General features: G+C 45.0%; 24 protein-coding genes and 1 pseudogene. 10 read left to right on the top strand and 15 right to left on the bottom strand.

Annotation, left to right across the window (positions count from 1 at the left end):
- Positions 1 to 15 precede the first annotated feature (15 nt).
- Both A4U59_RS13190 and A4U59_RS13185 read left to right on the top strand, forming a co-directional pair.
- Positions 16 to 1,152, top strand: a complete 1,137-nt coding sequence (locus A4U59_RS13190) for an NAD(P)/FAD-dependent oxidoreductase (protein ID WP_070121040.1) — start codon at positions 16 to 18, stop codon at positions 1,150 to 1,152.
- Between the two features lie 13 nt (positions 1,153 to 1,165).
- Positions 1,166 to 1,735: a helical membrane plugin domain-containing protein gene (locus A4U59_RS13185; protein ID WP_070121039.1), complete on the top strand. Its 570-nt coding sequence runs from the start codon at positions 1,166 to 1,168 to the stop codon at positions 1,733 to 1,735.
- Positions 1,736 to 2,345: 610 nt separating this feature from the next.
- Here the strand turns inward: A4U59_RS13185 and A4U59_RS13175 are convergent.
- Positions 2,346 to 2,546, bottom strand: coding sequence for an FmdB family zinc ribbon protein (locus A4U59_RS13175; RefSeq protein ID WP_070121037.1), 201 nt, complete (start codon positions 2,544 to 2,546; stop codon positions 2,346 to 2,348).
- A 186-nt stretch (positions 2,547 to 2,732) separates the two neighbouring features.
- On the opposite strand from A4U59_RS13175, the gene A4U59_RS13170 reads away from it, so the two are divergent.
- Positions 2,733 to 4,061, top strand: coding sequence for a DUF2254 domain-containing protein (locus A4U59_RS13170; RefSeq protein WP_070121036.1), 1,329 nt, complete (start codon positions 2,733 to 2,735; stop codon positions 4,059 to 4,061).
- A 29-nt stretch (positions 4,062 to 4,090) separates the two neighbouring features.
- On the opposite strand, the gene A4U59_RS13165 is transcribed toward A4U59_RS13170, so the two are convergent.
- The 3 genes from A4U59_RS13165 to A4U59_RS13150 all read right to left on the bottom strand — a co-directional run bounded on the left by A4U59_RS13165 (position 4,091) and on the right by A4U59_RS13150 (position 7,323).
- Positions 4,091 to 4,669 (bottom strand): flavoprotein, encoded by a 579-nt coding sequence (locus A4U59_RS13165; RefSeq protein ID WP_070121035.1) that lies wholly within the window; start codon positions 4,667 to 4,669, stop codon positions 4,091 to 4,093.
- A 418-nt stretch (positions 4,670 to 5,087) separates the two neighbouring features.
- Entirely contained in the window at positions 5,088 to 5,903 is an 816-nt protein-coding gene (locus A4U59_RS13155; RefSeq protein ID WP_083270839.1) for a PAS domain-containing protein, read from the bottom strand.
- Positions 5,904 to 6,528: 625 nt separating this feature from the next.
- On the bottom strand, positions 6,529 to 7,323 hold the full coding sequence (locus A4U59_RS13150) for a VLRF1 family aeRF1-type release factor (protein WP_070121032.1): 795 nt from the start codon (positions 7,321 to 7,323) through the stop codon (positions 6,529 to 6,531).
- Between the two features lie 197 nt (positions 7,324 to 7,520).
- On the opposite strand from A4U59_RS13150, the gene A4U59_RS13145 reads away from it, so the two are divergent.
- The gene (locus A4U59_RS13145; RefSeq protein WP_245680557.1) at positions 7,521 to 7,889 is read left to right on the top strand and encodes an acylphosphatase; all 369 of its coding nucleotides are present in this window, start codon (positions 7,521 to 7,523) and stop codon (positions 7,887 to 7,889) included.
- Positions 7,890 to 8,155: 266 nt separating this feature from the next.
- On the opposite strand, the gene A4U59_RS13140 is transcribed toward A4U59_RS13145, so the two are convergent.
- Positions 8,156 to 9,082 (bottom strand): 4Fe-4S dicluster domain-containing protein, encoded by a 927-nt coding sequence (locus tag A4U59_RS13140; RefSeq protein ID WP_070121031.1) that lies wholly within the window; start codon positions 9,080 to 9,082, stop codon positions 8,156 to 8,158.
- A gap of 430 nt (positions 9,083 to 9,512) precedes the next feature.
- On the opposite strand from A4U59_RS13140, the gene A4U59_RS13135 reads away from it, so the two are divergent.
- The 3 genes from A4U59_RS13135 to A4U59_RS13125 are packed head-to-tail and all read left to right on the top strand — an operon-like array spanning position 9,513 to position 11,882.
- On the top strand, positions 9,513 to 10,394 hold the full coding sequence (locus tag A4U59_RS13135) for an ABC transporter ATP-binding protein (RefSeq protein WP_070121030.1): 882 nt from the start codon (positions 9,513 to 9,515) through the stop codon (positions 10,392 to 10,394).
- 13 nt (positions 10,395 to 10,407) lie between these two features.
- Positions 10,408 to 11,205 (top strand): ABC transporter permease subunit, encoded by a 798-nt coding sequence (locus A4U59_RS13130; protein ID WP_070121029.1) that lies wholly within the window; start codon positions 10,408 to 10,410, stop codon positions 11,203 to 11,205.
- A 17-nt stretch (positions 11,206 to 11,222) separates the two neighbouring features.
- Positions 11,223 to 11,882 (top strand): TetR/AcrR family transcriptional regulator, encoded by a 660-nt coding sequence (locus tag A4U59_RS13125; protein ID WP_157888179.1) that lies wholly within the window; start codon positions 11,223 to 11,225, stop codon positions 11,880 to 11,882.
- Between the two features lie 175 nt (positions 11,883 to 12,057).
- On the opposite strand, the gene A4U59_RS13120 is transcribed toward A4U59_RS13125, so the two are convergent.
- From A4U59_RS13120 to A4U59_RS13105, 3 genes are all read right to left on the bottom strand, one after another.
- Entirely contained in the window at positions 12,058 to 12,867 is an 810-nt protein-coding gene (locus A4U59_RS13120; RefSeq protein ID WP_070121027.1) for a C40 family peptidase, read from the bottom strand.
- A gap of 392 nt (positions 12,868 to 13,259) precedes the next feature.
- Positions 13,260 to 14,587, bottom strand: a protein-coding gene (locus A4U59_RS20920; RefSeq protein ID WP_106406341.1) for an IS3 family transposase whose coding sequence is annotated in 2 segments (ribosomal slippage) — positions 13,260 to 14,218 and positions 14,218 to 14,587 — 1,329 coding nt in all. Because the reading frame shifts where the segments join, the coding sequence is not laid out codon by codon here.
- A 130-nt stretch (positions 14,588 to 14,717) separates the two neighbouring features.
- Entirely contained in the window at positions 14,718 to 15,089 is a 372-nt protein-coding gene (locus A4U59_RS13105) for a DnaJ family domain-containing protein (RefSeq protein WP_070121026.1), read from the bottom strand.
- Between the two features lie 390 nt (positions 15,090 to 15,479).
- Here A4U59_RS13105 and A4U59_RS13100 point away from each other — a divergent pair, with 390 nt between their 5' ends.
- Complete coding sequence (locus A4U59_RS13100; RefSeq protein ID WP_245680556.1) at positions 15,480 to 16,631, top strand: D-alanyl-D-alanine carboxypeptidase family protein; 1,152 nt, start codon at positions 15,480 to 15,482, stop codon at positions 16,629 to 16,631.
- 197 nt (positions 16,632 to 16,828) lie between these two features.
- Entirely contained in the window at positions 16,829 to 16,960 is a 132-nt protein-coding gene (locus tag A4U59_RS13095) for a YflJ family protein (protein WP_070121024.1), read from the top strand.
- A gap of 74 nt (positions 16,961 to 17,034) precedes the next feature.
- Here A4U59_RS13095 and rraA read toward each other — a convergent pair whose 3' ends face one another.
- The 3 genes from rraA to A4U59_RS13075 form a co-directional block, all read right to left on the bottom strand.
- Positions 17,035 to 17,520, bottom strand: coding sequence for a ribonuclease E activity regulator RraA (rraA, locus tag A4U59_RS13090; protein ID WP_070121023.1), 486 nt, complete (start codon positions 17,518 to 17,520; stop codon positions 17,035 to 17,037).
- 332 nt (positions 17,521 to 17,852) lie between these two features.
- Positions 17,853 to 18,596, bottom strand: a complete 744-nt coding sequence (locus A4U59_RS13085) for a YwaF family protein (protein WP_070121022.1) — start codon at positions 18,594 to 18,596, stop codon at positions 17,853 to 17,855.
- Positions 18,597 to 18,766: 170 nt separating this feature from the next.
- Entirely contained in the window at positions 18,767 to 19,696 is a 930-nt protein-coding gene (locus tag A4U59_RS13075; protein WP_070121020.1) for a sensor domain-containing diguanylate cyclase, read from the bottom strand.
- 225 nt (positions 19,697 to 19,921) lie between these two features.
- Here A4U59_RS13075 and mreBH point away from each other — a divergent pair, with 225 nt between their 5' ends.
- Positions 19,922 to 20,932, top strand: a complete 1,011-nt coding sequence (gene mreBH / locus A4U59_RS13070) for a rod-share determining protein MreBH (protein WP_070121019.1) — start codon at positions 19,922 to 19,924, stop codon at positions 20,930 to 20,932.
- A gap of 409 nt (positions 20,933 to 21,341) precedes the next feature.
- Here mreBH and A4U59_RS13065 read toward each other — a convergent pair whose 3' ends face one another.
- The 4 genes and pseudogenes from A4U59_RS13065 to A4U59_RS13055 form a co-directional block, all read right to left on the bottom strand.
- Positions 21,342 to 22,049, bottom strand: coding sequence for a 5-formyltetrahydrofolate cyclo-ligase (locus A4U59_RS13065; protein ID WP_070121018.1), 708 nt, complete (start codon positions 22,047 to 22,049; stop codon positions 21,342 to 21,344).
- A 69-nt stretch (positions 22,050 to 22,118) separates the two neighbouring features.
- Positions 22,119 to 22,268 carry a hypothetical protein gene (locus A4U59_RS21790; RefSeq protein WP_169823963.1) on the bottom strand — a complete coding sequence of 50 codons (150 nt, stop codon included), beginning with the start codon at positions 22,266 to 22,268 and terminating at the stop codon, positions 22,119 to 22,121.
- A gap of 14 nt (positions 22,269 to 22,282) precedes the next feature.
- A complete protein-coding gene (locus A4U59_RS13060) occupies positions 22,283 to 22,639 on the bottom strand; it encodes a DUF488 domain-containing protein (RefSeq protein WP_070121017.1) in 357 nt (118 codons plus the stop codon).
- 511 nt (positions 22,640 to 23,150) lie between these two features.
- Positions 23,151 to 23,594: pseudogene (locus tag A4U59_RS13055) on the bottom strand (CAP domain-containing protein); the annotation flags it as partial.
- Positions 23,595 to 23,874 lie beyond the last annotated feature (280 nt).

Genomic DNA, 23,874 nt, shown 5'->3' with positions numbered 1-23,874 from the left:
GGAGGCTTCACACCCATGAAGAAAATTGTAATTCTTGGAGGCGGAACAGCAGGCACAATGGTGGCCAACCGCCTTTCCCGCCAACTGGGCGATAAAATCAAAAACAAAGAAGTCGAAGTGCTGCTCATTTCCAACACAGATAAACACATTTACCAGCCGGGCTATCTCTTCATCACTTTCAATGAAAAAATGCCTGAACACTTCACGCGCAAACAGCAGGATCTCCTGCACCGCAACGTGAAAATGGTATATGATGACGTGAAAAAGGTCGAGCCGGAGAAAAACCGCCTTGTTTCTGACAAAACAACGTATAACTATGACTACCTTGTTCTTGCAACAGGCTCTGTTCCGAACTTTGACAGCATTCCCGGCTTGAAAGATGCCGCACACAACTTCTATACAATGGACGGTGCAATCAAGCTGCGTGATACACTCGCTTCATTTGAAGGCGGAAAAATCCTGCTTGCAGTCGATGTTCCGCACAAATGTCCGGCAGCACCGCTTGAAATCACATTGATGATGGATGATTACTTCCGCAAGCGCGGTATCCGTGACAAAGTGGACATTCAATACACCTATCCGATTGGACGGATTCACTCCCTCCAGCCGGTTGCAGAGTGGGCAAACCCTGAGTTTGCAAGCCGCAACATCAATGCCGAAACATTCTTCAACATGGAAGAAGTCGATCCGGAACGGAAAGTCGCCATCACAATGGACGGCAGCGAGCATTCCTTTGACCTGCTCATTTCCGTACCGGCACATACAGGTGCAAAAGTCATCCTGGATTCCGGCCTCGGTGATGAGGGAGGATTCATTCCGACTGACCGCCATACACTGAAAATGGAAGGATCCGACAACGTTTACGTTCTTGGTGATGCGACAAACCTTCCGATCAGTAAAGCTGGATCCACTGCACACTATCAAAGCGAAAGCCTTGTGCCGAACATCATCAACCGCATCAACGGAATTGCAGAAACGCACATGTACGACGGCAAGGTAGCTTGTTTCCTTGAAAACAGTCTCCATGATGCAAGCTATATCACGTTTGACTATAACAATCCTCCAAAGCCGGCAACAACGTCCGAGCTCCTTCACTGGTTCAAGGGCGTATACAACGAGATCTACTGGCTCAATGTGAGAGGAATTATGTAAGGGGGTGTCACACATGGAAACTCCTACCACTTCTAAGGAAAAAGACCGTTTAGAAGATACAAAAGAATTTGCATCTGTAGCCCTCAATTCCTTAACAAATGAAATGGTAACAGATCTTGCCGGTAAAGCGGTTCAAGCAGTTGAACTGATGGATGACATTTTACAGCCGGAAACTATTTCGCTTATGAAAAAACTCCCTGAGGTGAGCAAAAGCCTTGAAGGCACACTCGCAACCGTCCAGCGCCTTGAAGAATCAGGCACGCTGCAGACACTCAGTGAAATGGGCGAAATGGTCGCAACGATGAAAGCATCCATGACTACACCGATGATCACCGATATGGTTGAAAAAGCGATCGGCGGCGTTGAAATGGCTGATGAAATCGTCCAGCACGGTTCACTTGAACTCGTTCAGGGCATGAGCAAAGCATTCGCTGAAGCCCGCCATGACCGCGAAACAGCTGATAAGCCAATGACTACAATGCAAATGGTCAAAATGATGAAAGACCCGGAAGTCCGCGAAGGATTAAGCCTATTCCTTACATTCGTGAAGCACCTCCCGGGTGAACTGAACTTGAAAAAATAAAAACCATTTGAAAAACTGCATCCGTTTGGATGCAGTTTTTTTATCTTGTGCGCTAACGGGCACAGGCGGCACTTTTCGAAAAAAGGACTGGCATTCCGGCAGTTTGAACACGTCAAAACACACCTGCGTCTAGATATGTTACAGAAGGGAACGTAAATCAAACTAAAAACTGTAAAAGCCGCGAAATTTATCTATTGAATGGGAATCGGCCTGACTCAGCATTAAGAACCTATTATTTGCATGCCGGTTATGCCCCTTTATTTTCAAATTTGAGTATTTCTCTTTTTTATTCTGTAATTTATCTTTTGAAAAGAACAATTTATTTTCGAATTTCGCCGTTTTTCTTTTTTTACTCAAAATCCTCATCGTTTCCTTGCATGCTGATCCAGATTCTGACCCAGCAGCTGCAGACGCGCTATTCTAACAGCACCGGACACACGTTTCTATCCCCAACCAGGACACCGTCCGCTGCCCTCCCATAAAACGTCATAAAGAAAACTCGCCGATTGGCGGGCCATCAGGCGAAGACATGCGCCGGTATACTTCCTTGCTGGCATTTTATGTTTTCCGATAAAAAAGAGCTGCAAACTGCAGCTCAGCATCCGCCAGCTCACGTAAAGCCTGCTGAAGGGGCCGATGGAGCACTGGCGGCTCCCCCTCCTCTTACTGGTCCTTTGATATTCGCTTTGTATATTCGTTCATGATCAACACTGCCGCAGTCCGGGCAGCCCGTTTCTTTCAGTTTTGAAAACGGGACCATTTTTTGAAATTCATTTCCGCATGTTTTGCAGCGCAAATCGAATAGAGCCATGCTTCCTTCCTCCTTGATTATACTTCCAAGGGTATTTTAGCAAATTCCTTAAGATTCGGCAATCCGTCAAGCTTTGCAAAAAACCCTCACAACAGGGAATAGCTTCATAACCCACTAAATTCCGCGCTCTAAAAAAAGAGTACCTTTTGGTAAAAAGGGAAAAAGTGAACGAGGAGGTTGGACATCATGCCATCAACTAATGAACAAACCATAAGCCAAAAGATGTGGCTCATCCCCTTGCTGTATTTCGCCGGGGCAGTCATTCTGTCTGTCATCACTGCCTTTATCGATTTTAATGTCAGCCGGGTAAATATGCATGAGATGTTTTTGACTAAAACGGATACGGCTCGAGCGATCCACAGTTCGCTCGTGAGGGGGATTCTCACGATGACGACTATCACCTTCTCCGTCACTATGGTTGTGCTGACCACCTATACATCACAGTACTCACCGAGAGCATTGCAGGATTTTTTATCAGAAACGTTCACTCAGCATGTACTCGGGGTGTTTTCAGCGGGTGTCATCGTTTCCTTATTTAACATGCTCACATTACCGGATAAAGAAAAGGTCTTTTTATCCCCTGTTATTGGAGTCCTGGCCGGTACGGTTGCTCTCGGCTATTTCCTTGCCTTTATCAATCATGCCGCCAATTGGCTGAAAGTGAATAAGCTGATTGAACGGATTACCCTTGAAACCGTCAGCTGTATCCAAACAGAGCTTGAGCCCGCCGGTGCACCTTCTCCTTCCCCATGGGAAAAGTGGGAGCTGGACGATTTGCAGGAACAAGAGCGCTTTCTAGTAAGGGCAAAGAAATCAGGATACATCAAAACGATAGATGTTGAATATTTAAAAAATCTGTCGCATCAGGACAACACCGTCCTCCGCCTTGAGGCAGACATCGGTGATTATATCGATAAAGGCATGCCAATCCTTTCCTATTGGAATTTCCCTCCAGTCCAGCTTCAAAAAACCAGTTATCTTGAAGCTTATAATGTTGGCAGCGAACGGACTCAGGAGCAAGACATCAGATTTGGCATTCAAAAGCTTTCCGACATCGCGGTAAAGTCACTCTCTTCTGGTGCCAGTGACCCCGCTACCGCCATTGAAAGCATCAAACGGATCGGTACGGTACTGGCTGTTCTTGGCCAGCATGAACCGCGGAAGGCCCATATTTTCGATGAGCATAAACAACTGAGGATTATAAGGAATCCGATACAGTTTGAGGGTTATTTGCACCTCGCTCTTTATCAAATACGCCATCATATAAAGGGAGACGTTTCAGTGATGAGTGCAGTCATTGATGCTTTATATTCAGCGGCATCAGTGAACGGCACTGCAGTAAAAACGGCGATATGGGAATATTTCAGCTGCATGCTTGAAGTGTTCGACATAAAAAAAATCGGATCATATGAACGCGAGTTTTTAACTGGAAAAATCGATAAGCTGAAAGCTGTATGCCTGTTTGATAAAACCTTTCACAAGCTGCCTGAAACCGAACAGGGAAATGAAGAGTAAGGAAAAAGCAGGGGGTGTCATCCCCTGCTTTAGTTCTGCCTTAATTTAACTTGTCCATTCACCACTGCCTTAATGTATTCCGCGGTCTGTGCCGGTGACGGGAGACTTCCGCCGCTGAATGCGTCTACTGTGGCATCAGGCTGCTCCATGAATACACTTGGCTGGTACACGTAAAAGCCGTCACTCTTCAATGTTTCAATGTTCCGCTGGACACTATTTTTCCGCCACATGCCCAGGTACATGCTCGGAAAAATGATGGTAGGCTCATTCGCGGCCAGGATGGCGGCAGAAACAATCTCATCAGCGAATCCTGAAGCAACCCGGGCAATCGTATTTGCTGATGCCGGCAAAAGGATGATGGCATCAGCCCATTGGCCAAGCTCAACGTGAGGCATTTTAAATTCTCCATGTGCTTTCATGTCCGTAAAAACATCTCCATCAATGCTGTGCATCAAAGTGCTTGCCGGCATGAATGATTGGGCGCCGGGGGTCATCATGATATGCAGCCGGCATTGCATCTCCTGCTGGATGGCGCCGATATACGGAAAAATATTAGCTACGTTGATTGACCCTGAAATTCCAATTAACAGGTTTTTGACTTGGCTCACCGTTTACAGCCTCCCTTAAATATGGACTAACTGCTAAAACAGCTTCATATCTTGAGAGGGGCCTTCCCCCTCCAGGAAAAACAGTCTTTCAATTGCCATTATAAATGAAATCTGCTGCCATTCCGGTGGATAAAAATTGAAATTTTCATTCGAAAGGATCTGTTACCCGCGGATATTGATTTCCCTTGCAGGCATCCGCTTTCACCAGGGGCACAAGTGCGTCATTTGTTCCCGCTGCTCCAGCAGAACGTTGAATAAGCTCCCTCGAATACTCACCGGACGGCGGAAATGCGTGGCGTGTACGAAGAGTATCCACACCCGCACCAATCAACAATTTGTAAAATCAACAACATCCTTTAACATACCATCCTAAAAAGAAGAACACCCTGAAAACGGCTGCCCCGAATGTCGCAAAGACTTATTCCACACTGCTCGATAAATTAAAATAATCAAGGGCCTGGCTCAAATGGGTGTACGTCCGATAATTGGAAAAACTTCGCCCCTTTGTGACTGTATCCCTGGCAAGATCCGGCTTTATTCCGGTAATCACTACTTCAATCCCCATCATATTCAAAGTTTTCAGAAGCTGATAAAAATGTTCACTGTCTTCAGAGGAAGTAAATGGTATGAAGGACATATCAATCGCAAGTTTTTCGATTTTCTGGCGAACCGCATCATCAAGAATTTTGGAAAGTTGGATATCCGGTTTCAAGTTGTCGGAAATCATCTCAAGGGGCCGCAAAGGAAGAATACCGGTCTTCAGTGACAGAGGAATAATTGTTGCAGAACGCTCCGTTAACATGTTCACCAGCTTTTGTTCCCTTCTGACAAAGTCGGTGATGTCATTGAATTCGGTCATGGCTCCGATGACCTTCCCCTCTTTTTTTAGGAGCTTTGTTTCCTGCTTCAAGTACTTATCATATTTGCCCCATTTATAGGGAAGCACTTCATGGACAAACTCTTCATTTTTTTCAAGAGTGTGCTGAAGGGCCCGAGTGTGCTCGGGAGGATTATCAAAAAACTCATCAATGTTTTTTCCGAGGGCGTTTTCACGTTTAATATCAAGAATGGCCTCACACATTCTGTTTAAAAAAACGATTTTGAAATCGGCATCAATGATCATGACTCCCTCATCAACCCTGTCCAACGCCTGTTCGAGCATTTTATCACCCTCATTCTTTATAATCTTTACATTCCGATTACGCTTACTTTTCATCATAACACGATTAAACATGAAAAAACGAATTTACCAGGTTAGCAGAATATCTTCTTCTCCATTGACCAAAAGCGCAAGGCGCCCGCTTAGCGGCGTACGCATAAGCGGGCGTGCCCGCAGGAAGGTGATCTTTCCTTCTGAAGGGGATCACCGCTACGATAGCTGCTGGCGCCTGGAGCTGGATGACTCCCTTCTCCCTTTTTATCCACAACGCAAAAATTTTATAATTTCCTTAATAACAAGAAAACTCGCCGATTGGCGTGCCTTAACAGGCGAAGACAGAGACGAAGCTGCCCTTATCTATATTTCTTTCCTCTATGATTAGGAGTATCACTGGCCTGGTTTTTATCGGACGGGTCTCCTGTTGAAGGCAATATTCAATAACCGCAGCAATTCAGCATAAAGAAAAAGGGTGACCGCCAGCAAATGGCGGCCCCCTTTTTGGCCGTACAGGAAAGTATAAATTGTCAGCAAGGAAGTGTTTCGGCTCAGTGGCCAATTTTAATAAATTCCCCTTTCTTCAGCTTCCAGAAAAACCTGCCAGCTCGTTAAAGGCTGCTGAATCCGATTGGCTGGTATTCGTGCGAAGGAGTCCTACAAATCATACCTCCACCTATCTACTAACTGCCAACAAAGAAACCACTTATTTAAGCAGAAGTTCCTGGACGATTTGCTGCGGGGTTTTGGAAACCAGGTTCTGGCTGCTCGTTTTCAAAATCTGCACATAAAGCGTTCCCTGAAGCAGCGGAAGCATATCGGGAACACCGGCAAGATACACCCCTTCCCATCCTTTTTCGTAGGCGGTTTTATCAATTTGATGAGCAAGTGCTTTGAATTCGCGGACCATGTTTTCATGAAGCCTTTTATCATAGCGGTCACGGTCATGGTGTTTCACTTTTCCATTTGTGATGGAAGATGGAGCCCGTCCCTCAATTTTGCGCCAGTTTTCCTGGTCCACTTCCAGGTCATAGAGCTGAGAATCCTTCACTTCGCCCAATTCGACATCAAGAATTTGTGCATGTTCATGGTTAAAAGCGACGATGCCGGAGCGCGGAAATTTTTTATAAAGGCTTTCCAGAGGATCGATGACAGGCTCGTCACGCCAGTAGAACTCATTGTCCACCGGCACCTGGAGGTCTTTATATACGACTTTGTCCTGACTTGCGAATAAAACGAACCCCCGCTTGAATTGCAGTTTATGTTCATTCAATTCTTTCTCGACTTTTTGCTTCACAAGGCGGAACGACTGGATTTCAATACTGTTTCCGACAGCCATAATATTTTTCTCGATATCTTTGAGGCCGTTTTTCAAATGAATCCGCCAGATATCCCTTTTCTGGTAATCGTTGCTGTGATCATTGCTTAAATACAGGGACAATACCATTCGACTGTTCGTATACAGACTTTCAAGGCCTTTGAGCTGCTTAACAATCTCCATACATTTTTCCTCCCCGTTTCCCTTAGATCACAATGCGGCGAATGAATATACAACTACTATATAATTTATACATTCATACCCTTTATTCCTTTAATACAAACCGAAATACTGCTTCCTATTCTTCCCACTCGTTTAGGTTTGTTTTAAACCGGGAAAACAAGTAGGCGGAAGTATAGTTCTTGAACGGAGGGAACACCATGACAGAAGGGCGCTCTTTTTTGGAAAAAATAACAGACCGGCTTAAAAAGACCCCACCTGTATCAAATCAACAGCAAAATCACAGCGATGAAAACAGAGTCATGAGGCACATGATTGTCCATGGGAAAGTCCAGGGCGTCGGATTTCGGCATTTCACAAAGCAGCAGGCTGACTTTTCCGGCATAAAAGGCTGGGTGCGCAACAACTCGGATGGAACCGTTGAAATCGAAGCTTCAGGTACGCTTGAAAATATCGAATCATTCACGGAAGCGCTTAAAGAAGGAAACGGATTTTCAAAGGTCGATAACATTGAGACAATGGAATCCGATAAAGCACGCACCTATCAAAAATTCCAGGTGAAATATTAACCCCCGGCGCCTGTCCGGGGGTTTTGCCTCTTGCGTTTCTTATATTGTTAGTTTGCAAAAATAGCCGCTGCGCCAAAATAATTCCTTCATGAGTTAAGCGCAAGGCGCCTGCTCAGCGGCGCATAAACAAGCGGGGCTGTAGAAGAAAGGGACAGCCCCGCATAGGCGATAGCAGCCGGTGATCAGGCTGGACTGCTAATCTGAACGTACAATGACGTCTAATATAACGGTATAAACATAAATCACTTAAGAGAAGGCCCCAAAATTTAAAAGAAACTGCTTTTATTCTCCGCTTTTTTCAAGCAGATATGGCATGAATCCCCTGCTTCATCCCAGTCAAGGAAAGGCTGCCCGCAAGACATGCATGTTTTTTCTATTATGCTGGCAATACCCTCTTCCCGCGGGGCGATATGCTCTGTCACTGCTGCTGCATTTTCCCGGCAGGCGTCCACGCATAATTCACAGCCATTGCAACTTCCTGGAGAAATCCGGAGCTCTCCCCTTTCCCTGTCAACGGTAAATACCTGGTTCGGACAGAGCTTAAAGCAGACCTCGCACAGTGTACAGGCTGCCCTGTCCAATTCCACCCGGTAAAACATCCATTCCGGAAAAGCCCGGTTGATCGAAAAGGATTGATGATTATAGCGCCATTTTGCGGGAGTAAGGGACGACATTGCCAGTACCTTGCTTTCCTTGCCGACGAACCGAAATAAATCACGGCGGGACATTTCTTTTTCTTCCGGAACAGGCACAGTATCAGTCAATGCAATTTCCGGTTCGCCCATTTTGGAAAGGATTCGGTTTGGCTCATGAAGGCTCTCCGGCCAGCTTCGGCTGTGCAAGCCGACATGGAGTACTGCCAATTTTTTGATTCCTTTACTCGCGTAATACAGCCATTCACCGACAGACGGAGGGACCACCTCCGCATTTTGAATCATTGTATCTTCAATCACATCACGCCTTGGCACACTTCCCTCTATTGCATGAACCGGGCAAACTGTCATGCACTTGCCGCACGAAGTGCAGTGCTCCTCGGTAATTTCCACTTTTCCATTTGTTATCTTAAGTGCTTCTTCCTGGCATACCTCAATACATTTTTCACATGTACTGAAAGGACTCATCTGCCGCAAACATCTCTCGCTTATTTCAACTGATTCGGCGAGGCTTTCAAGCCATCTAGTCAGCAGTGACATGCCTTATTCCCCCTGTCTTTTCAGGTTCATTCCCTTTTTCATAATAAGATCTGTTTATTTTATTAATCGAAAAATCGGAGTCAAAGTCTCGGGACGGCTGCTTCCAGCGCCCTGCATATTAATGTCCTGCAGTATGGAACGGCCAAGGAGGCTTATCACGAAATCCGACTTTACTATTTAAATACACATTCATGCCAAAGGAACGACATTTATAAACTTTCATACATGCAGTCTATGCTTACCCTAATTATAAAAAGAAATTCCGCCCTATTGGCCGCCCGTTTCTTACAATTACGGAAACGATTCAAACTAATAAAAGGAAAATTCCGGATCAGAGAATGTTTATGAAAACGATTGACTACCTGGTCAACGAAGAGTACAATATAAGTATCGATTGACCTACTGGTCAACAGATAGGGAGGTATGATCTGTGAGTGTAATTGATATCAAAAAACTAACCAAGTTTTATGGAAAAAACCGCGGCATTGAAGATGTCACTTTCTCTGTTGAAGAGGGAGAAATTTTTGGCTTTATCGGCCCGAATGGTGCAGGAAAAAGCACCACGATCCGGACGTTGCTTAACTTTATCTATCCGAGTGAAGGATCGGCTTCCATCCTTGGCCTTGATATTGTCAAAGAGTCTAAAGAAATCCGGAAACAAATCGGTTATCTGCCGTCTGAAGTCCATTATTATGATGACATGAAAGCCATTGAACTTCTGAAATACTCAGCGGGCTTTTACGGCGGAGATCATACTAATAAGATAATAGAACTTGCAGAAAGGCTTGACCTCGACCTCAACAGGAAAATTGAAGACCTTTCCTTTGGAAACAAAAAGAAGATCGGCATTGTCCAGGCCCTGCTTCATGATCCAAAACTTTTAATATTGGATGAGCCAACTTCAGGGCTTGACCCTTTGATGCAAAATATCTTCTTTGACTTACTGAGGGAAATGCGGGCTAACGGCACAACGATTTTCTTCTCCTCCCATTATTTAGGGGAGGTCCAGAAGCTTTGTGACCGGGTTGCCATCATCAAAGAAGGAAAACTTATCAAAGTGGAAAGCATTGAGGACTTACGGAAAAACCAGTTTAAAAATGTCAGCATCCTTTTTGATGATGACCGCGATTACGATCCCGGCCTTGAAGGGATCATCCAGAAAGAAAAAATTGCACATGGTGTGAAGTTCCTCTATAGCGGCAACACCCATCTTTTGCTGGAAAGACTGCAGAATGTGCCGTTCCGCGATATCTTAATTGAAGAACCGTCGCTTGAAGAAGTATTCATGCACTATTATGAGAAGGATCAGTAAGGAGGGCTGAATGATGATTTATAAACGCGAAGTATTAAAGTCCCAAAAATCCCTCTGGATATGGGTGGCGGCGCTGGGAGGGCTGATCTTTTTGATGCTCAGCATTTATCCCGAGTTTGCCAAACAGCAGGAGAGCATTGAAAAAATGATGGAAGCCTATCCGGAAGGAATGCTCAAAGCTTTCAATATTGACGAGCTTGGCTTCTCTACTGTTCTTGGCTTTTATGCCATTGAGGGCTATCTTTTTGTAACACTGTTCGGAAGCATTTACGTCTCAATCATGGCTGCCAACATGCTTGTAAAAGAAGAAGGTGATAAGACAGCTGAATTTCTGCTGTCAAAGCCTGTAACGAGGACGAGAATTGTCACCGAAAAGCTGCTCGCCGTCCTGACAAACATTTTAATTTTCAATGGGGCAATCAGCTTGATCAACTATCTCGGTTTCAGGATGTCAGGTGATGACTCAGTGGACGCCGAAACATTCGCATTAATATCTGCTGCACCGCTTCTCCTTCATCTGACTTTTGGCGGCATCGCTTTTATGGCCTCAAGCTTCCTGAGGAAAAACCGGATGGTCGTATCCCTGTCGCTTGGACTTGTCCTTGTCACCTATTTCCTTGATATTGTCCAGGGACTGGCGGAGAAGCTGGAAAACTTGAAGTATCTCACGCCGTTTGAATACGTCGACCCGGCATACATCATCAACAACTCTGAGATTAAGCCTTTGTATCTGGCAATCATGACAGCTATAATAATCCTAAGCACAATTTCAGCTTACATGATTTACCGCAGAAAAGACATTACGGTATAACTTAGAAGGTGTTTATGTTGAACACAGCATTTATGAACTTGCCGGAAGAAAAAAAGAATCGGATTATCCAGGTCTGTGTGGAAGAGTTCGCCAGGCACGGCTATAAGAATGCATCCACAAACACCATCACCAGCCGTGCCGATATTTCCAAAGGCATACTGTTCCATTATTTTAAAAACAAGAAGAACCTGTATCTTTTCGTCGTCGAACATTCGATCGATTTCATTTTCGGTAGAATAATGAAAGATACGAAGTCCCTTGAAGATGACAGTGTTGATTTTTTTGAAAACGTCAAGAGTTTCATCATAAGGAAACTGGAAATGGCCGTTTTATACCCGCACGAATATCAAATCATCATGACCGCTGTATACCAGCCGCCGCCTTCCCTCAAGGATGAGCTGATGCAATTGATCATGTCCAAGCGGGAAACGATGGAACCGGTCAACACCCAGTACATTTTTCAATTCCTGAAAGATGATATGCTTGTTGACGGACTGCCGCGTGATAAAGCAATTGAAATTACGATGGCTCTGTTCGAGTATCTCGGGAACAAATACGGCGAATTCTATAAAGAGCATCCGGATGAGTTAACCAAAAAGCCGGATGCATTGTTAGAGGACCTCGACCTGTACATCCACGTGCTGAAACACGGTATATACAAAACCCCGGAAAAGTGACTTCCGGGGTTTTACTTTTTATTCACCAGTTATGGAGATGCCTGTACCGATTTGCTGCAGGGAGAAGTGTCAAGAAAACGCAAGTAAACTATTCATTTTGATGTTTAGATTTTTTTTATCAGGGAATAGAAAAAGGCAGGAGCATGGTGCACCTGCCTAATTTCATCTTAGATTCTTACTGAGCCAGCTTTTTCGCGCCGAGGTAACGCGGGCTCCAGTAAGGATTGTCCATGCTTGAAATCGTTACGCCACTTGAAGAACCCGCATGAATGAACTTGTTATTTCCTAGATAGATTCCCATGTGGGATGGTCCCGGCTTGTACGTTTCAAAGAATACAAAGTCGCCGACATTCGGTGAAGACACGCTCTGCATGCGGTCCCAGTAGCCTGCTACGTTTGTGCGTGACATGCTTGTCTGCTCATTGATTACATAATGCATAAAACCGCTGCAGTCAAAAGCGCCCGGCTGTGAGCCGCCCCATACATATGGTGTTCCCATATGAACTTTTGCATCGTTGACCAATTGTGATGCACTCAAAGCGCGTCCATCGGCAGAGGTATGCGTTACTGTAGATGTTGATGTTGTGGAAGCTGACTTCACGACAGTTCCTCCAGATACTTTAAGCGTCTGTCCAGGATAGATCACTGTTGAAGAAAGATTGTTCCACTTCATGATTGAACGGTAAGAAACCCCATACTTCGCACCGATCCCGGAAAGTGTGTCGCCTCTTTTTACAGTGTAAACAGAAGATGATGTGCTTACTTGTGCCTGTCCGTCTGGAACAGTCAGAGTTTGTCCGATATAAATTGTATCTGAGTGTAGTCCATTTATGTTTTTAAGTTCTGAAACGGTTGTTTGATAGTTTTTAGATAGTCCCCATAATGTGTCTCCGCTTTGTACTTTATAGCTGGCAGCTTCTGCTGAACCCCCGAACAAAGCTAACCCTAGAACTGCACCGCTTATCGTCACAAGATGTTTTTTCATGTTGTTATTCCCCCTAGCTTTTTTCTACGAGACTAACATTAAACCATCAACCAATAAGTGGCAATGCCCCCTGCCGACTTGTAATGCAACTGTAATTCTATCAGTGTCTATTATACCAAATCATTCTATTTATATGGGTAAATAGACCTTAATTCGCTGGTGATTGTTGTGTCACCTCTGCCATTTATTAGGATAATCAGGCAATAATTCGTGGTATAAAAGTTCACAATTTTGCCACTTATTTATAAAATAGTCGGACCGTTTTTATGTCCTTTCCAAGAGACGGAAGCGCCTGGTGCTTGCTCACGAGGGCTTTGAATAGTTTTCTCCAATAGTAAAAGAACCCGCTGCAATTGAACTGTAACCTATAAAATGGACATCTAAAAAAAGCACTAGGCTGTCAAAAGATGACTCCGGTATTGAGCCGGGGTCATTTTTTGTAAACTCCACTGATATCTCTGTGTATTATATTCTTCTATGTAACGATCCACCTGATGGTTTAATTCATCAAATGTCCTACAATCCCTGTAGTCCAGTTCGTCCTTAAGGTGGCCAAAGAACGACTCCATTGGGGCATTATCCCAACAGTTCCCCTTACGTGACATGGACTGGATAAACCCTAATTCCTTCACCCGCTGTTGAAACACGGGATGAGTATAATGCATCCCTTGATCTGAATGGATGAGGGCTTCGGGATGCAGGACTCCATTTAGTGATTCTATTAATTTATCAAGTGTGTGGTAAGCCAGTTCCATTCTGAGAGTAGTGGAGACATGATAGGCAAGGATTTCACGTGTCGCCCCATCCTTCACACAGGACAAATAAGCCAGCTGCCCTTTGCCGTAAGGGAGATAGGTGATATCCGTAAGCAGGACTTTTCCAGGCTCTCCTTGATTAAATTGGCGTTGAAGGTGGTTTTCACAGGATCTGTGCATCTGGGTTGCCTTCGCCATTTTACGGTAAGGATTGGCCTGGCGCACCTTCGCCACCAGGTTGAACTTGCGCATGATCCGCCTGATTTTCTTATGATTCATCACAATGCCGTAATCATTTTCAAGTATCATTTTTATTTGAAGGGCTCCAGCCTTCTGCTTTTTCTGATCAAAGATTGCCCTGATCAGAACGGAATCTTCCTTATCGTTATTCTCTTTCCGTGCCCTTACCTCCTCTGCCTTCAGCCATCTGTGGTAGCCACTCCTACTAACTTCTGCCAGACGGCATAAATACCCATCCATACCTCTCAATTGATGCTTCCGAATGGTTTGGTATATGAGCTGGAATCTGTCGGATTTCGCTATTTCTTTTTCTTCGCCTGCCTTTCGAGTTCTTCCAGCTTTTTTAGGAAGTCGTTTTCCGCCTCAAGAAACTTAATGCGGGCCTCCGCTTTCTTAAGCTTCTCCTCAACTGAGAGCTTCCTCGAAACTGGCCGGCCTGAACTGCCCTTACCCCTGCGTTCATGATCAAAGCCATCGTTCCCATACTGTTCAAAGGCTTTGCGCCACCGCCTGAGACATTGCTTCGGCTTATCCTTTCCGATCATCTCAATGTCAAATCCATGGTCCAAAAAAATCTGTGTAGGCCCTTTGCCTGCCCTGAGTTCCTCTACCGCCTTCTTCTTAAAATCAGGATGGTAGGATATTGACCTGTCAGAAACATGAGACACATTAGGGTTGGCCTCCAATTGTTTAATCTGAAATTCATTGAAGAGGATCTTACTCACTGATATTCCCCCGTTCTCTTCATTGAGTTGATTATAACCGGGTTCTTTATCGTTGAACACAAAAAACCCGAATAAAGGACCTTTTTTCAAAGTGTCCATTATTCGGGTTACAGTTCAAATACAGAGGGTTCTATGTTAGACGATTGTATATTTTATCTTTATACGCTGAAAAGGCCCTCGATCTTGAGAAAGACCTTTTTTCCATTATGGATGTAAACCTCAGCATCTTCTCGTTCAATCTTTTCTCCAATTGCTGTTTTTCCTTTTCGTCATCACAGGCATCAATCAAGTCCTGGATCGTGACCATGTCTTTTTTCAACTGGACTTCTTCAGGAAGCAATCCGGCATTTTTTAAAATTTTATATCCTGTCCGCAGTTCAGCTGGAACCTGAGACATGTCCTCAAGCTGCAGCGGCTTCCCTTTTCCTGGCAAATCATCAAATTCGCCGTCCTTAATGGCATTCTTAATTCGTTCCTCTGCAAAAATGGCTGCGTAGTCCATGGCCACCCTCCCATTTACAAAAAGTTCCTTCATCCCTATTGTATTGCAGCCCCGGCTGTTTGACAATTTATCGGCTGGATGAAAATATTGATTAGATTTCCGCAAAAACGGCAACATTATTTTCATGGAATACCCAAGCATGCTGACAGGCGTTCCATTTCTTCTTATGTAAATCTCTCAAGTTCCTTCCCAACAAATATTCACATTTTCGCTCATCCCCAGCTTCCAGCAGACTCAACTTAATGTCCTTTGAAAAAATTCTCAATAATTTTCAGATGGTCGATTACCGGAAGCGCGGCTTTCCTGACGAAACACTATTGATAGGATCATAGCTTTTGAGCAGAAAGGACATAAAAAATGCCAACTAAGCGATTGAGCTCCTTTTTAATCATGATACTTGCAGCTGCGGTTTTGCTTCCTGCTAACCCGGCTTCTGCCGCAGTTTCCGGGGAAGACAAGCCTGATATACAAAGTGAAACGGCCATATTGGCGGATATCAAATCAGGCACTGTACTCTTTGAAAAAGATGGCAGCCGGTCAATGTATCCGGCCAGCATCACGAAAATCGCCACTGCTGCACTGGCGATCGAAGAAGGCGACCTGGATGACGTTATCACGGTATCTAAGGAAGCGACCGAAGTTGAAGGCACAACGGTGTACCTTGAAGAAGGCGAAGAGGTACCATTAAAGAAGCTGATTCAGGGCATGATGATCAATTCGGGAAATGATGCTTCCTATGCGATTGCCGAGTATCTTGAAAAGAACGGTGAATCGTTTGAAAGTCAGATCAATCATTTTCTTCAGGAAAGGGTGAAGGTGGAAAACACATACTTCACAAATCCTCATGGACTGTTTGAAGAGTCACACGTTACTACAGCGAAAGACATGGCAATGATTACAGCCTATGCGATGGAAAACCCTGAATTCAGGGAAATTTTCGGTACAAATGAACTCCCCTGGAAAGGAAAAAGCTGGGATACCACTTTGTTGAATCACAATAAGCTGCTCAGGCTATACGAAGGAGCAACCGGGGGGAAAAACGGCTACGTAAGTAAAGCCGGATTCACCCTTGTTACGACAGCAAGCCGCGGCAATTCTGAATGGGCTGCAGTGGTAATGAACGCCCCGTCAAGCAATGCAGCATACAGGGATACAAGAGCGCTGCTTGACTACGGCTTCGACCATTTTACAACCCATTCAATTGATGAAGGCACGGAACTCACCGCAGCCGGAAACAAAACGTTCAAAGTTGATGAAACTCTTTATTACACAGCCGGGCTGAATGAAGAAACGGACACATCTGTCAGTGAAAGCGGCATACTGACAGTAACAGGCGAGGGCGACCGCACCCTGTTGAATAATCAGCTGAAACGGCCGGCTCCATCTGATCAAAAAAGCACACCTGTCAACGGGGAAACAACCGGCTCAACCGAATCGTCATCCCTGTTTTCCACCCTATGGAGCCTGAAAACCGCCGCCCTGGCTGCTGCAGCTGTCCTGTTCCTATTCATCATGAAGCGAATTATCCGGCTCATCCGCTGACAAACGCTCCTGCAGCGATACAAGGTTGGGTATTAAGACCTATGATTGCCTGGCAATTGCCAGGCAATCCGGGGCATTTCGTATGAATCTTCATTTCCTTTTGCTGCACTCTTTCGGTCAGAATTCACGGATGTTAGAATGGGCACCGGCTGGATATGTAAATATCTTAAATTCTGATCAGAAAGGGTGTTTGTTTTATGCATCAAGGAAGCAAAGGCTGGTACGTCAGCGAATTGAAGAAGATCGGCATCAATCGCCTTCAAGAACGAAAAGTGGAGAGCTACAAAAAGCATGTTCTTGCCAACGTGCTTGAGCAGCAAAAGGGATAATCCCGGCTGCTGCTGTATCCATTTGTCCTTTTAAGCAAAAGCGGGGAGCACTCAATGTGCCTCCCGCTTTTTCATTATTGTTCGATTACGTTGCGGGATGCGACGACAATTCCGTCCTCATCCGCGTATACATAGTGCCCCGGTGTCCATTCAATTTCCCCGAAAGACAGGACGATGTCCCGCTCGCCCTTCCCTTCCTTTTTGCTTTTCAGCGGAACGGTGCCGAGCGCCCTGATCCCGACCTCAAGTTCATTGAGATCAGCCGAATCCCTTACACATCCATGGATAATGACACCAGCAAGCTTCCGTGAAACCGCGATGTCTCCAAGCCGGTCACCCATCAAAGCCACATTTCTTGAACCGCCGCCGTCCACAACGAGTACAGACCCTTCCGGCACTGTTTCGAGCGCTTCTCTTACAAGCACATTATCCTCAAATACATCCACCGTATGGATCGGCCCGTAAAATCGCTTAACCTTGCCGAAATGTTTAAACTCCTTCTTGCAAATGGCAAGTTCACTGGCATAGTCGTCACACAGATCAGCAGTTTTCACATTCATATTCAGTTCCTCCTCTCTACTCTTTATAAGTTAGACATTAGACAGAATCTACCTGCTTGTTTTTTCTTTTGCCAGATCACTACTGGATCGCTGAGCATTTTTCTATATCACATTATTTAACTTAGGGACCCTTTAATGGAATAACCTCTTACAAAAGAAAAGCTCAGCGCTCAAATTTGCTTCGTTTCTGATTTAACCTGTGAATTCAATTGTGATTAAGCGTTATATTTTGATTTTCTCCACAATAACTGTCAAAACACTTCTTTGCTGACAATTTTTATTTCTAATACGGTAACAAAAAACACTTCCTTCAAAACAGGAAGTGTTCGGGCTCAGACTGGCGGCTCCACATCGCCGGGCTTTTTTGTTTTTATTTTTTTATCTTTGAACAGAAATGGTGCATATAACAATGCAAAAGAGCCAAACACAATCAGTTCCAGATGCACGTAGTACCATACCCCGCTGCCAAGATAGTCAAGCGGCGTCTTCACTTCGGGTGCTCCGGCAAGGAACAGGTAGTTGGCGCCGATCAAGCGATTCACAGCAAAAATCGGAATGGCATAGACATTCAAAAACAGGATCGATTGAAACAATGAACGCCAGGACGGCCTATATTGATAAACAAACATGAAAAAGAATACAGTGAGTGGAATGATCATGTGCTGCAGAAAGAATCTCAGGAACATGTAATGCGGGAAACCGTAGTATAATTCAGGAGTCAGCATGGCAAGCATAGGCGGAAGGAGTCCAAGGAAATAAAAATGGCCGAACCACTTTTCTTTTTTTGTCAGCAATATAAAAAGGGCAAAATAAGTGCTTATTGAGCAAAGTTCGATTGGGATATACTCCCTTGCATTCCATACCCCGGCTGCAACAGCCCATATTTGAAAAGAAACCTCGGACAGGACAAGGGCTGTGAAAAAGGTACAGCGCGTCGTCTCTTTTAAGAATGTACTTTCCCGCAGTCGGAATCTGAATAAAAGTAAGCCTGCGGCAGCGAGAATAAACAAAACCAATACAGCAATATGGCCGGGGCCGAATAGTTCAAATGGTGTTGAAACATAAGGTGAAAACATGGATATCGCTCGCTTCCTCTCGGACCAAGGCAATCAAATTACGCCTTTTTGGACTTACACGTTTCTGCATCATTCCATAAGGTTCCTTCATTATCAATGGCAGCAAGAAATTCACTAAAAGCACAATAAGCGGGGATTTCAATTTCTCCCCCCTTTTCCATAGAACGCCGTCATCGGACATGAATGCAATCCTGCTTGATCCTCCGTTTTTCTTTATACATGAGAGCATCTGCAGTCTTCAGTTTCTCTGCCAGTTCAACATTATTATAAGCAACCGAGACGCCAAGCGACACTTTCAGCGGCCGGCCGAGGTATGAATAGCCTTCAAGTTCCCCGCGCAGGACGAGTTTATTTCCTTCAAGCTCGGTTGCCGATCGAACAGCAGGATACAAAAGAATGAATTCATCTCCGCCCGTCCGGAAAGCGAGAGCATTTCCATTGGCGATTTTTTTCAGAATCCGGGCGACATTTTTCAAGTATTCGTCCCCGCTGTGATGCCCAAACTGATCATTGGTCACCTTCAGATCATTGATATCGCACATGACAATACCGAGCGGGAAAACACCTTCATCAGCCTTCCCTAAATATTCTTCAAAATAATTCCGGTTATACAAGCCTGTCAGGGAATCAAAATAGCTCAGTTTTTTTAGTTTCTGCTCATTCCTGACCTTTTCGGTAACATCCCTTGCTATTCCGTTGATTCCTTTTACATTACCTTTCCGGTCATAATACCGGCTGATATGTGTCTCAAGCCAGCACACTTCACCGTCCATTCTGGTCCACATGAATGTTCTGATATCCGTCTTTTGTTTATCATTGAAAATCATGTCATACAACTGATTGAAGTATTCCGGTGCAACTTGATTGAAAATGATATAGGGATCTTTTTTCAGTTCTTCTGGTGAGTATCCCATGGTCTTATGCACAGCGTCTGCTATGTAAATAAACTTAGGTTCCGGCTTAAGCTGAAGCCGAAATACAATATCACTTGAAGACTTCAATTGATTATAAAAATGCCTCTTTAACATTATGAGCTCATATGCGATGAAGAAACCTGCGGCAAACAGGATAAAAAGTATACCTGTCCATAACCCGATCACTCGGCATCATCCTTTACTTTCACCTTCGACTAATTAAGTCTTTTGGACCATATAACATTTTCATTATATCAGAAAGAGGAAAAAATTTTGTAAATTTATAGGGAAAAAGTCTGTTCGATCTTTCTTCTTTTCCCTTTGCCAAATTTGCCTAAAACCGATTCCCCCCAGAAAAAATATTTTCAGCAGAAATATTATGCTAAAAGCTGTTTAAAAGGATGATTATAAATGTTTGGAAATGAAGAAATCGGGATCGATTTAGGTACCGCTAATGTACTTGTCTATCATACCAGCAAAGGAATTGTATATAACGAGCCTTCAGTGGCTGCAGTCAATGCATCTACAAACGAAGTGACTGCCGTCGGCACAAAAGCGAAAGAAATGATCGGAAAAACCCATGGCGATCTGCTGGCAATCCGCCCTCTTAAAGGCGGAGTCATCGCAGACTATGATATTACAATCAGCATGCTGAAAGAAATCATGAAGGTCGTCAGTAAAAAGATCGGCATGTCAGTGAGAAAGCCAAATGTCGTCGTCGCCATACCGTCCGGATCGACATCTGTGGAAAGGCGCTCAATCCAGGATGCCATTAAAAGCTTCGGGGCAAAGCAAGTCGATGTCATAGAAGAACCCGTGGCCGCGGCGATCGGTTCCGGGCTGCCGGTTGATGAACCGATCGCCAACGTCACTGTCAATATCGGGGCCGGCACGACCGAAGTCGCCATCATTTCGTTTGGAGGCGTTGTGGCCAGCCGGGCTGTCAAAGTCGGTGGTGACCAGCTGGATGAAGACATTGTTCATTACATCAGAAAGAAATATAATTTGCTGATTGGCGAGCGGACAGCAGAGCAAATCAAGATGGAAATCGGATATGCGCCGATTGAACATGAGGAAATGACAATGGAAGTCCAGGGCCGCGATATGATCCAGGGGCTGCCCCGGACGATCACCCTTTCTTCAGCCGAAGTCCAGGAAGCAATCAAAGAGTCTGTTCTGCAAGTATTGGAAACAATACGGAGCACGCTTGAAGACTGCCCGCCCGAGCTGAGTGGAGACATCGTTGATACCGGCGTCGTCCTTACCGGCGGGGGATCCTTGCTGAAAGGGTTGGAGGAATGGCTCAGCCAGGAAATTGTCGTTCCTGTCCAATTGGCAGCCGAGCCTCTTGAAGCTGTCGCTATCGGCACAGGAAAGTCTTTGACATTCATGAAAAGAATGCGCAAGGTGAAGGTTAGATAAACATCTGTTTAAGCAGCTTGCCTGACGGAAATTGGGCGCAGGTAAGTCAGGGGTTTGGAAACCCCTGGAACAAACTCAATGTTAATATTCGGGCTTTTTGAGGAGTCGCAGTGGCCCCTCCTATTGCCAGAACAAGACTTTCAGGGACGATTCAGGGCGAATCGTCCCTCCAATTTTTTAAAAACATTATTCACAGGACGTTTTAGCGGGGATCGTAATCCCCTGTGCATATACGGCCCTGGGGATAACCTCCAGCTTGCGGCAGCTGCATATAGGCGCTTTCATAATAATTATGTTCCTGCTGTTTTGCCATTTCCGCCACTTCCTGTCATACAAAAATTTTTCGTTTTACACCTATGTAAAACAGGTCAAAATATGAGGTGAAACTCTGAATGCCATACTCCTATCTTTATCGGCCAAGGCGCCTGATTTCTTCAAGTACAGGCATTTCTTTCTGTTCTTCCTCAGTCACCCGCTCCCAGAGAATGCCTTCAGGTTTTTTGTATGGCGATTCAGTTTTAATCAGTTCTCGTTCTGTCGCAATCCAATCCAATGTCACATCATAAGGATCCCGCGGCACGTCCTCTTTCGACAACTGGAGGCTGTGAACAGTTCCGACAACCGGAACTGGGCGATTGCCGAGTTCCCTGATGATCGCATATTCCCTATCGGCAAAACCTGCCCCTTTTCCGATACGCCTTCCGTCCCGGTGAACAGCAACGGAACCGACGACAATCAAATCGATTTCCGGCATTTCCGAAAGCGGGATTTCCTTCCCATAGCTTTTCATATGTTTCAGGCTTGCAGCTTTCCGTTCTTCCCCGTCCGGTACATTTTCCGGGTCGATCCTGATGAAACCGGCCTTCAGGCGGGGAGTCGGAATGAGCAGCACTTTGCCGTCTTTCAGCACTTGGGCCCGTAATGGAAGCTGCGGAGCATCCGGATTCACCTTTACGACAGCAGCCTCTTTATATGCATCGAGCGTTACAATATGGCCGGCTGCTTTTTCAGCACCCTTGAAATTCGGTATTCTACCTGCAAGCGGAAAAGGAAAGCGGCCCGCCTTCTCTTTTTCCATCTGCCGCCATACTTGCTGGCGGATTTCATCTTTGTTCATTTGTTTCAGCTCCTTTAGCCCTGCATCCGAGATAACCCCCCGGAAATATATCGGTGTAAATGCACGGTTTTACTTTGTTGAGGGCCGGGTCTCTCCCTCTCCATCCGCACATGAAAAACAGAGAAGTTTTCCGCTGTCATCTTTCACGCCATTCAAAAATCCTTCCAGACAATAAATATCTTTCCCGCATTGATCGCATTTGCCTACAAATTCTTTCATTATATAACTCCCCCTTATCGATTCAGCCAGTCTCTCAGGACAATGGCATGATTATGGCACTCGTCCTTTGCGCTGAAAATGAGTGTAATTTGCTGATATAAAGCCTGTTCCTTCACTGTTTCCGCCAGTTCCATTTTTTCTTCGTCATTGGCCAGTTCTTTTTCATATTCTTCTTTGAATCGTTCAAACCTCCCCGGGTCATGGTTAAACCATTTTCGCAGCTCAGGACTCGGTGAAATATCTTTCATCCAGCGGTCGAGAGCCGCCTTTTCCTTCGAGACGCCGCGCGGCCATACGCGGTCTACCAAAATCCGGATCCCATCCTTTGGGTCAGGCTGTTCATAAATGCGTTTTATCTGGATACCAGGCAAACGGCTTCACCCCTTTTGCTTGTTGGCGATTCTTTATTTTCACTTTAAAACATATTGGAATTGCGGACAATTGGAGCAGCCTGAGACCCTGTTAATGGTCAACAGTCACCCAACAGAGGAGCCTTCAGAGAAATAGAGTAAAAAAAGAAACTGTCAAATTTTAAAATAGATATTTCATTTTAAAAGATAACTTACAAGAAAAAAAGAAAAGCAGATGCATTTAAAAATAATTCTGCGTGGAACACCTCAACAATTGAAGCCGGATCGCCGGAAACTGCATTAGTGGTGACGGAATACGCTGTGAATTTCAGTACTGAGGACCGCTGAAGAAAGTTCGAAGGAGGCCGGAGGGTTCGTTTTATATAGAGTGCTGTTTTGGTTCATTCAACGAACGGGCTGCATTTATCCTTATTCTTAAAATTGGTCACTGTGTAGGAATGTTTCCTTGCTGATTTAATACTCCATTAACGAAAAAAGACCGCATGAATAAATCATGCGGCCGCAGTCCGTATTACCGAATAAATTGCTGAGTCCAATAGTGGCCGTAAGAACCACCGCTCACATATCCTACACCAATGTGAGTGAAACTGGAACTCATGATATTCTTGCGGTGTCCGGCGCTGTTCATCCAGGCGTTCACCACTTCTTCCGGGGTTCTCTGTCCTGCTGCGATGTTTTCACCGGCAGCTGTGTAAGAAACGCCGAATTGCTTCATCATATCAAAAGGTGAGCCGTATGTCGGAGACTGGTGTGAAAAGTAATTATTATCACGCATGTCTGCTGACTTGGCCCGGGCTACTTTGGACAGCTCTTCAGAAACTTTCAAAGGAGCAAGTCCAGCTTTTGCCCTTTCTGCGTTTGTCAGTTCAACAACCTTTTGTTCAAATTGGCTTAAAGAAGTCGATTGTGTTTCCTCTGCCGGCTGTTTCTCTTCAGGCTGAGGTGCCGGCTTGGCCGGCGCAGGAGCAGGTTCGCTTATTTCCTGTTCTGGAACTGGCGCTGGTTCAGGCTCGCTCGTTTCCTCTTCTGGAGCAGGTGCCGGTTCTGGAGCAGGCGCCGGTTCTTCCTTCTCTACTGACTGACGGCTTTGATAATAATCGCCAAATACATCCTTCAATTTTATGTCGTATTGGGCCAGAAACTTCTCCAGCTCGCTCCAGCTGTTGAAAGTATAGGTTTGTGCTGAAGTAGAACCTGGAAGCATGCCAAAAACAAGAATTGCTGCAAATAAAATA

Source organism: Bacillus marinisedimentorum (assembly GCF_001644195.2).
Taxonomy (GTDB): Bacteria; Bacillota; Bacilli; order Bacillales; family Bacillaceae_O; genus Bacillus_BL; species Bacillus_BL marinisedimentorum.
Note: the sequence above shows the minus strand (reverse complement) of the source record. Positions and strands in the feature narration are given on the sequence as shown.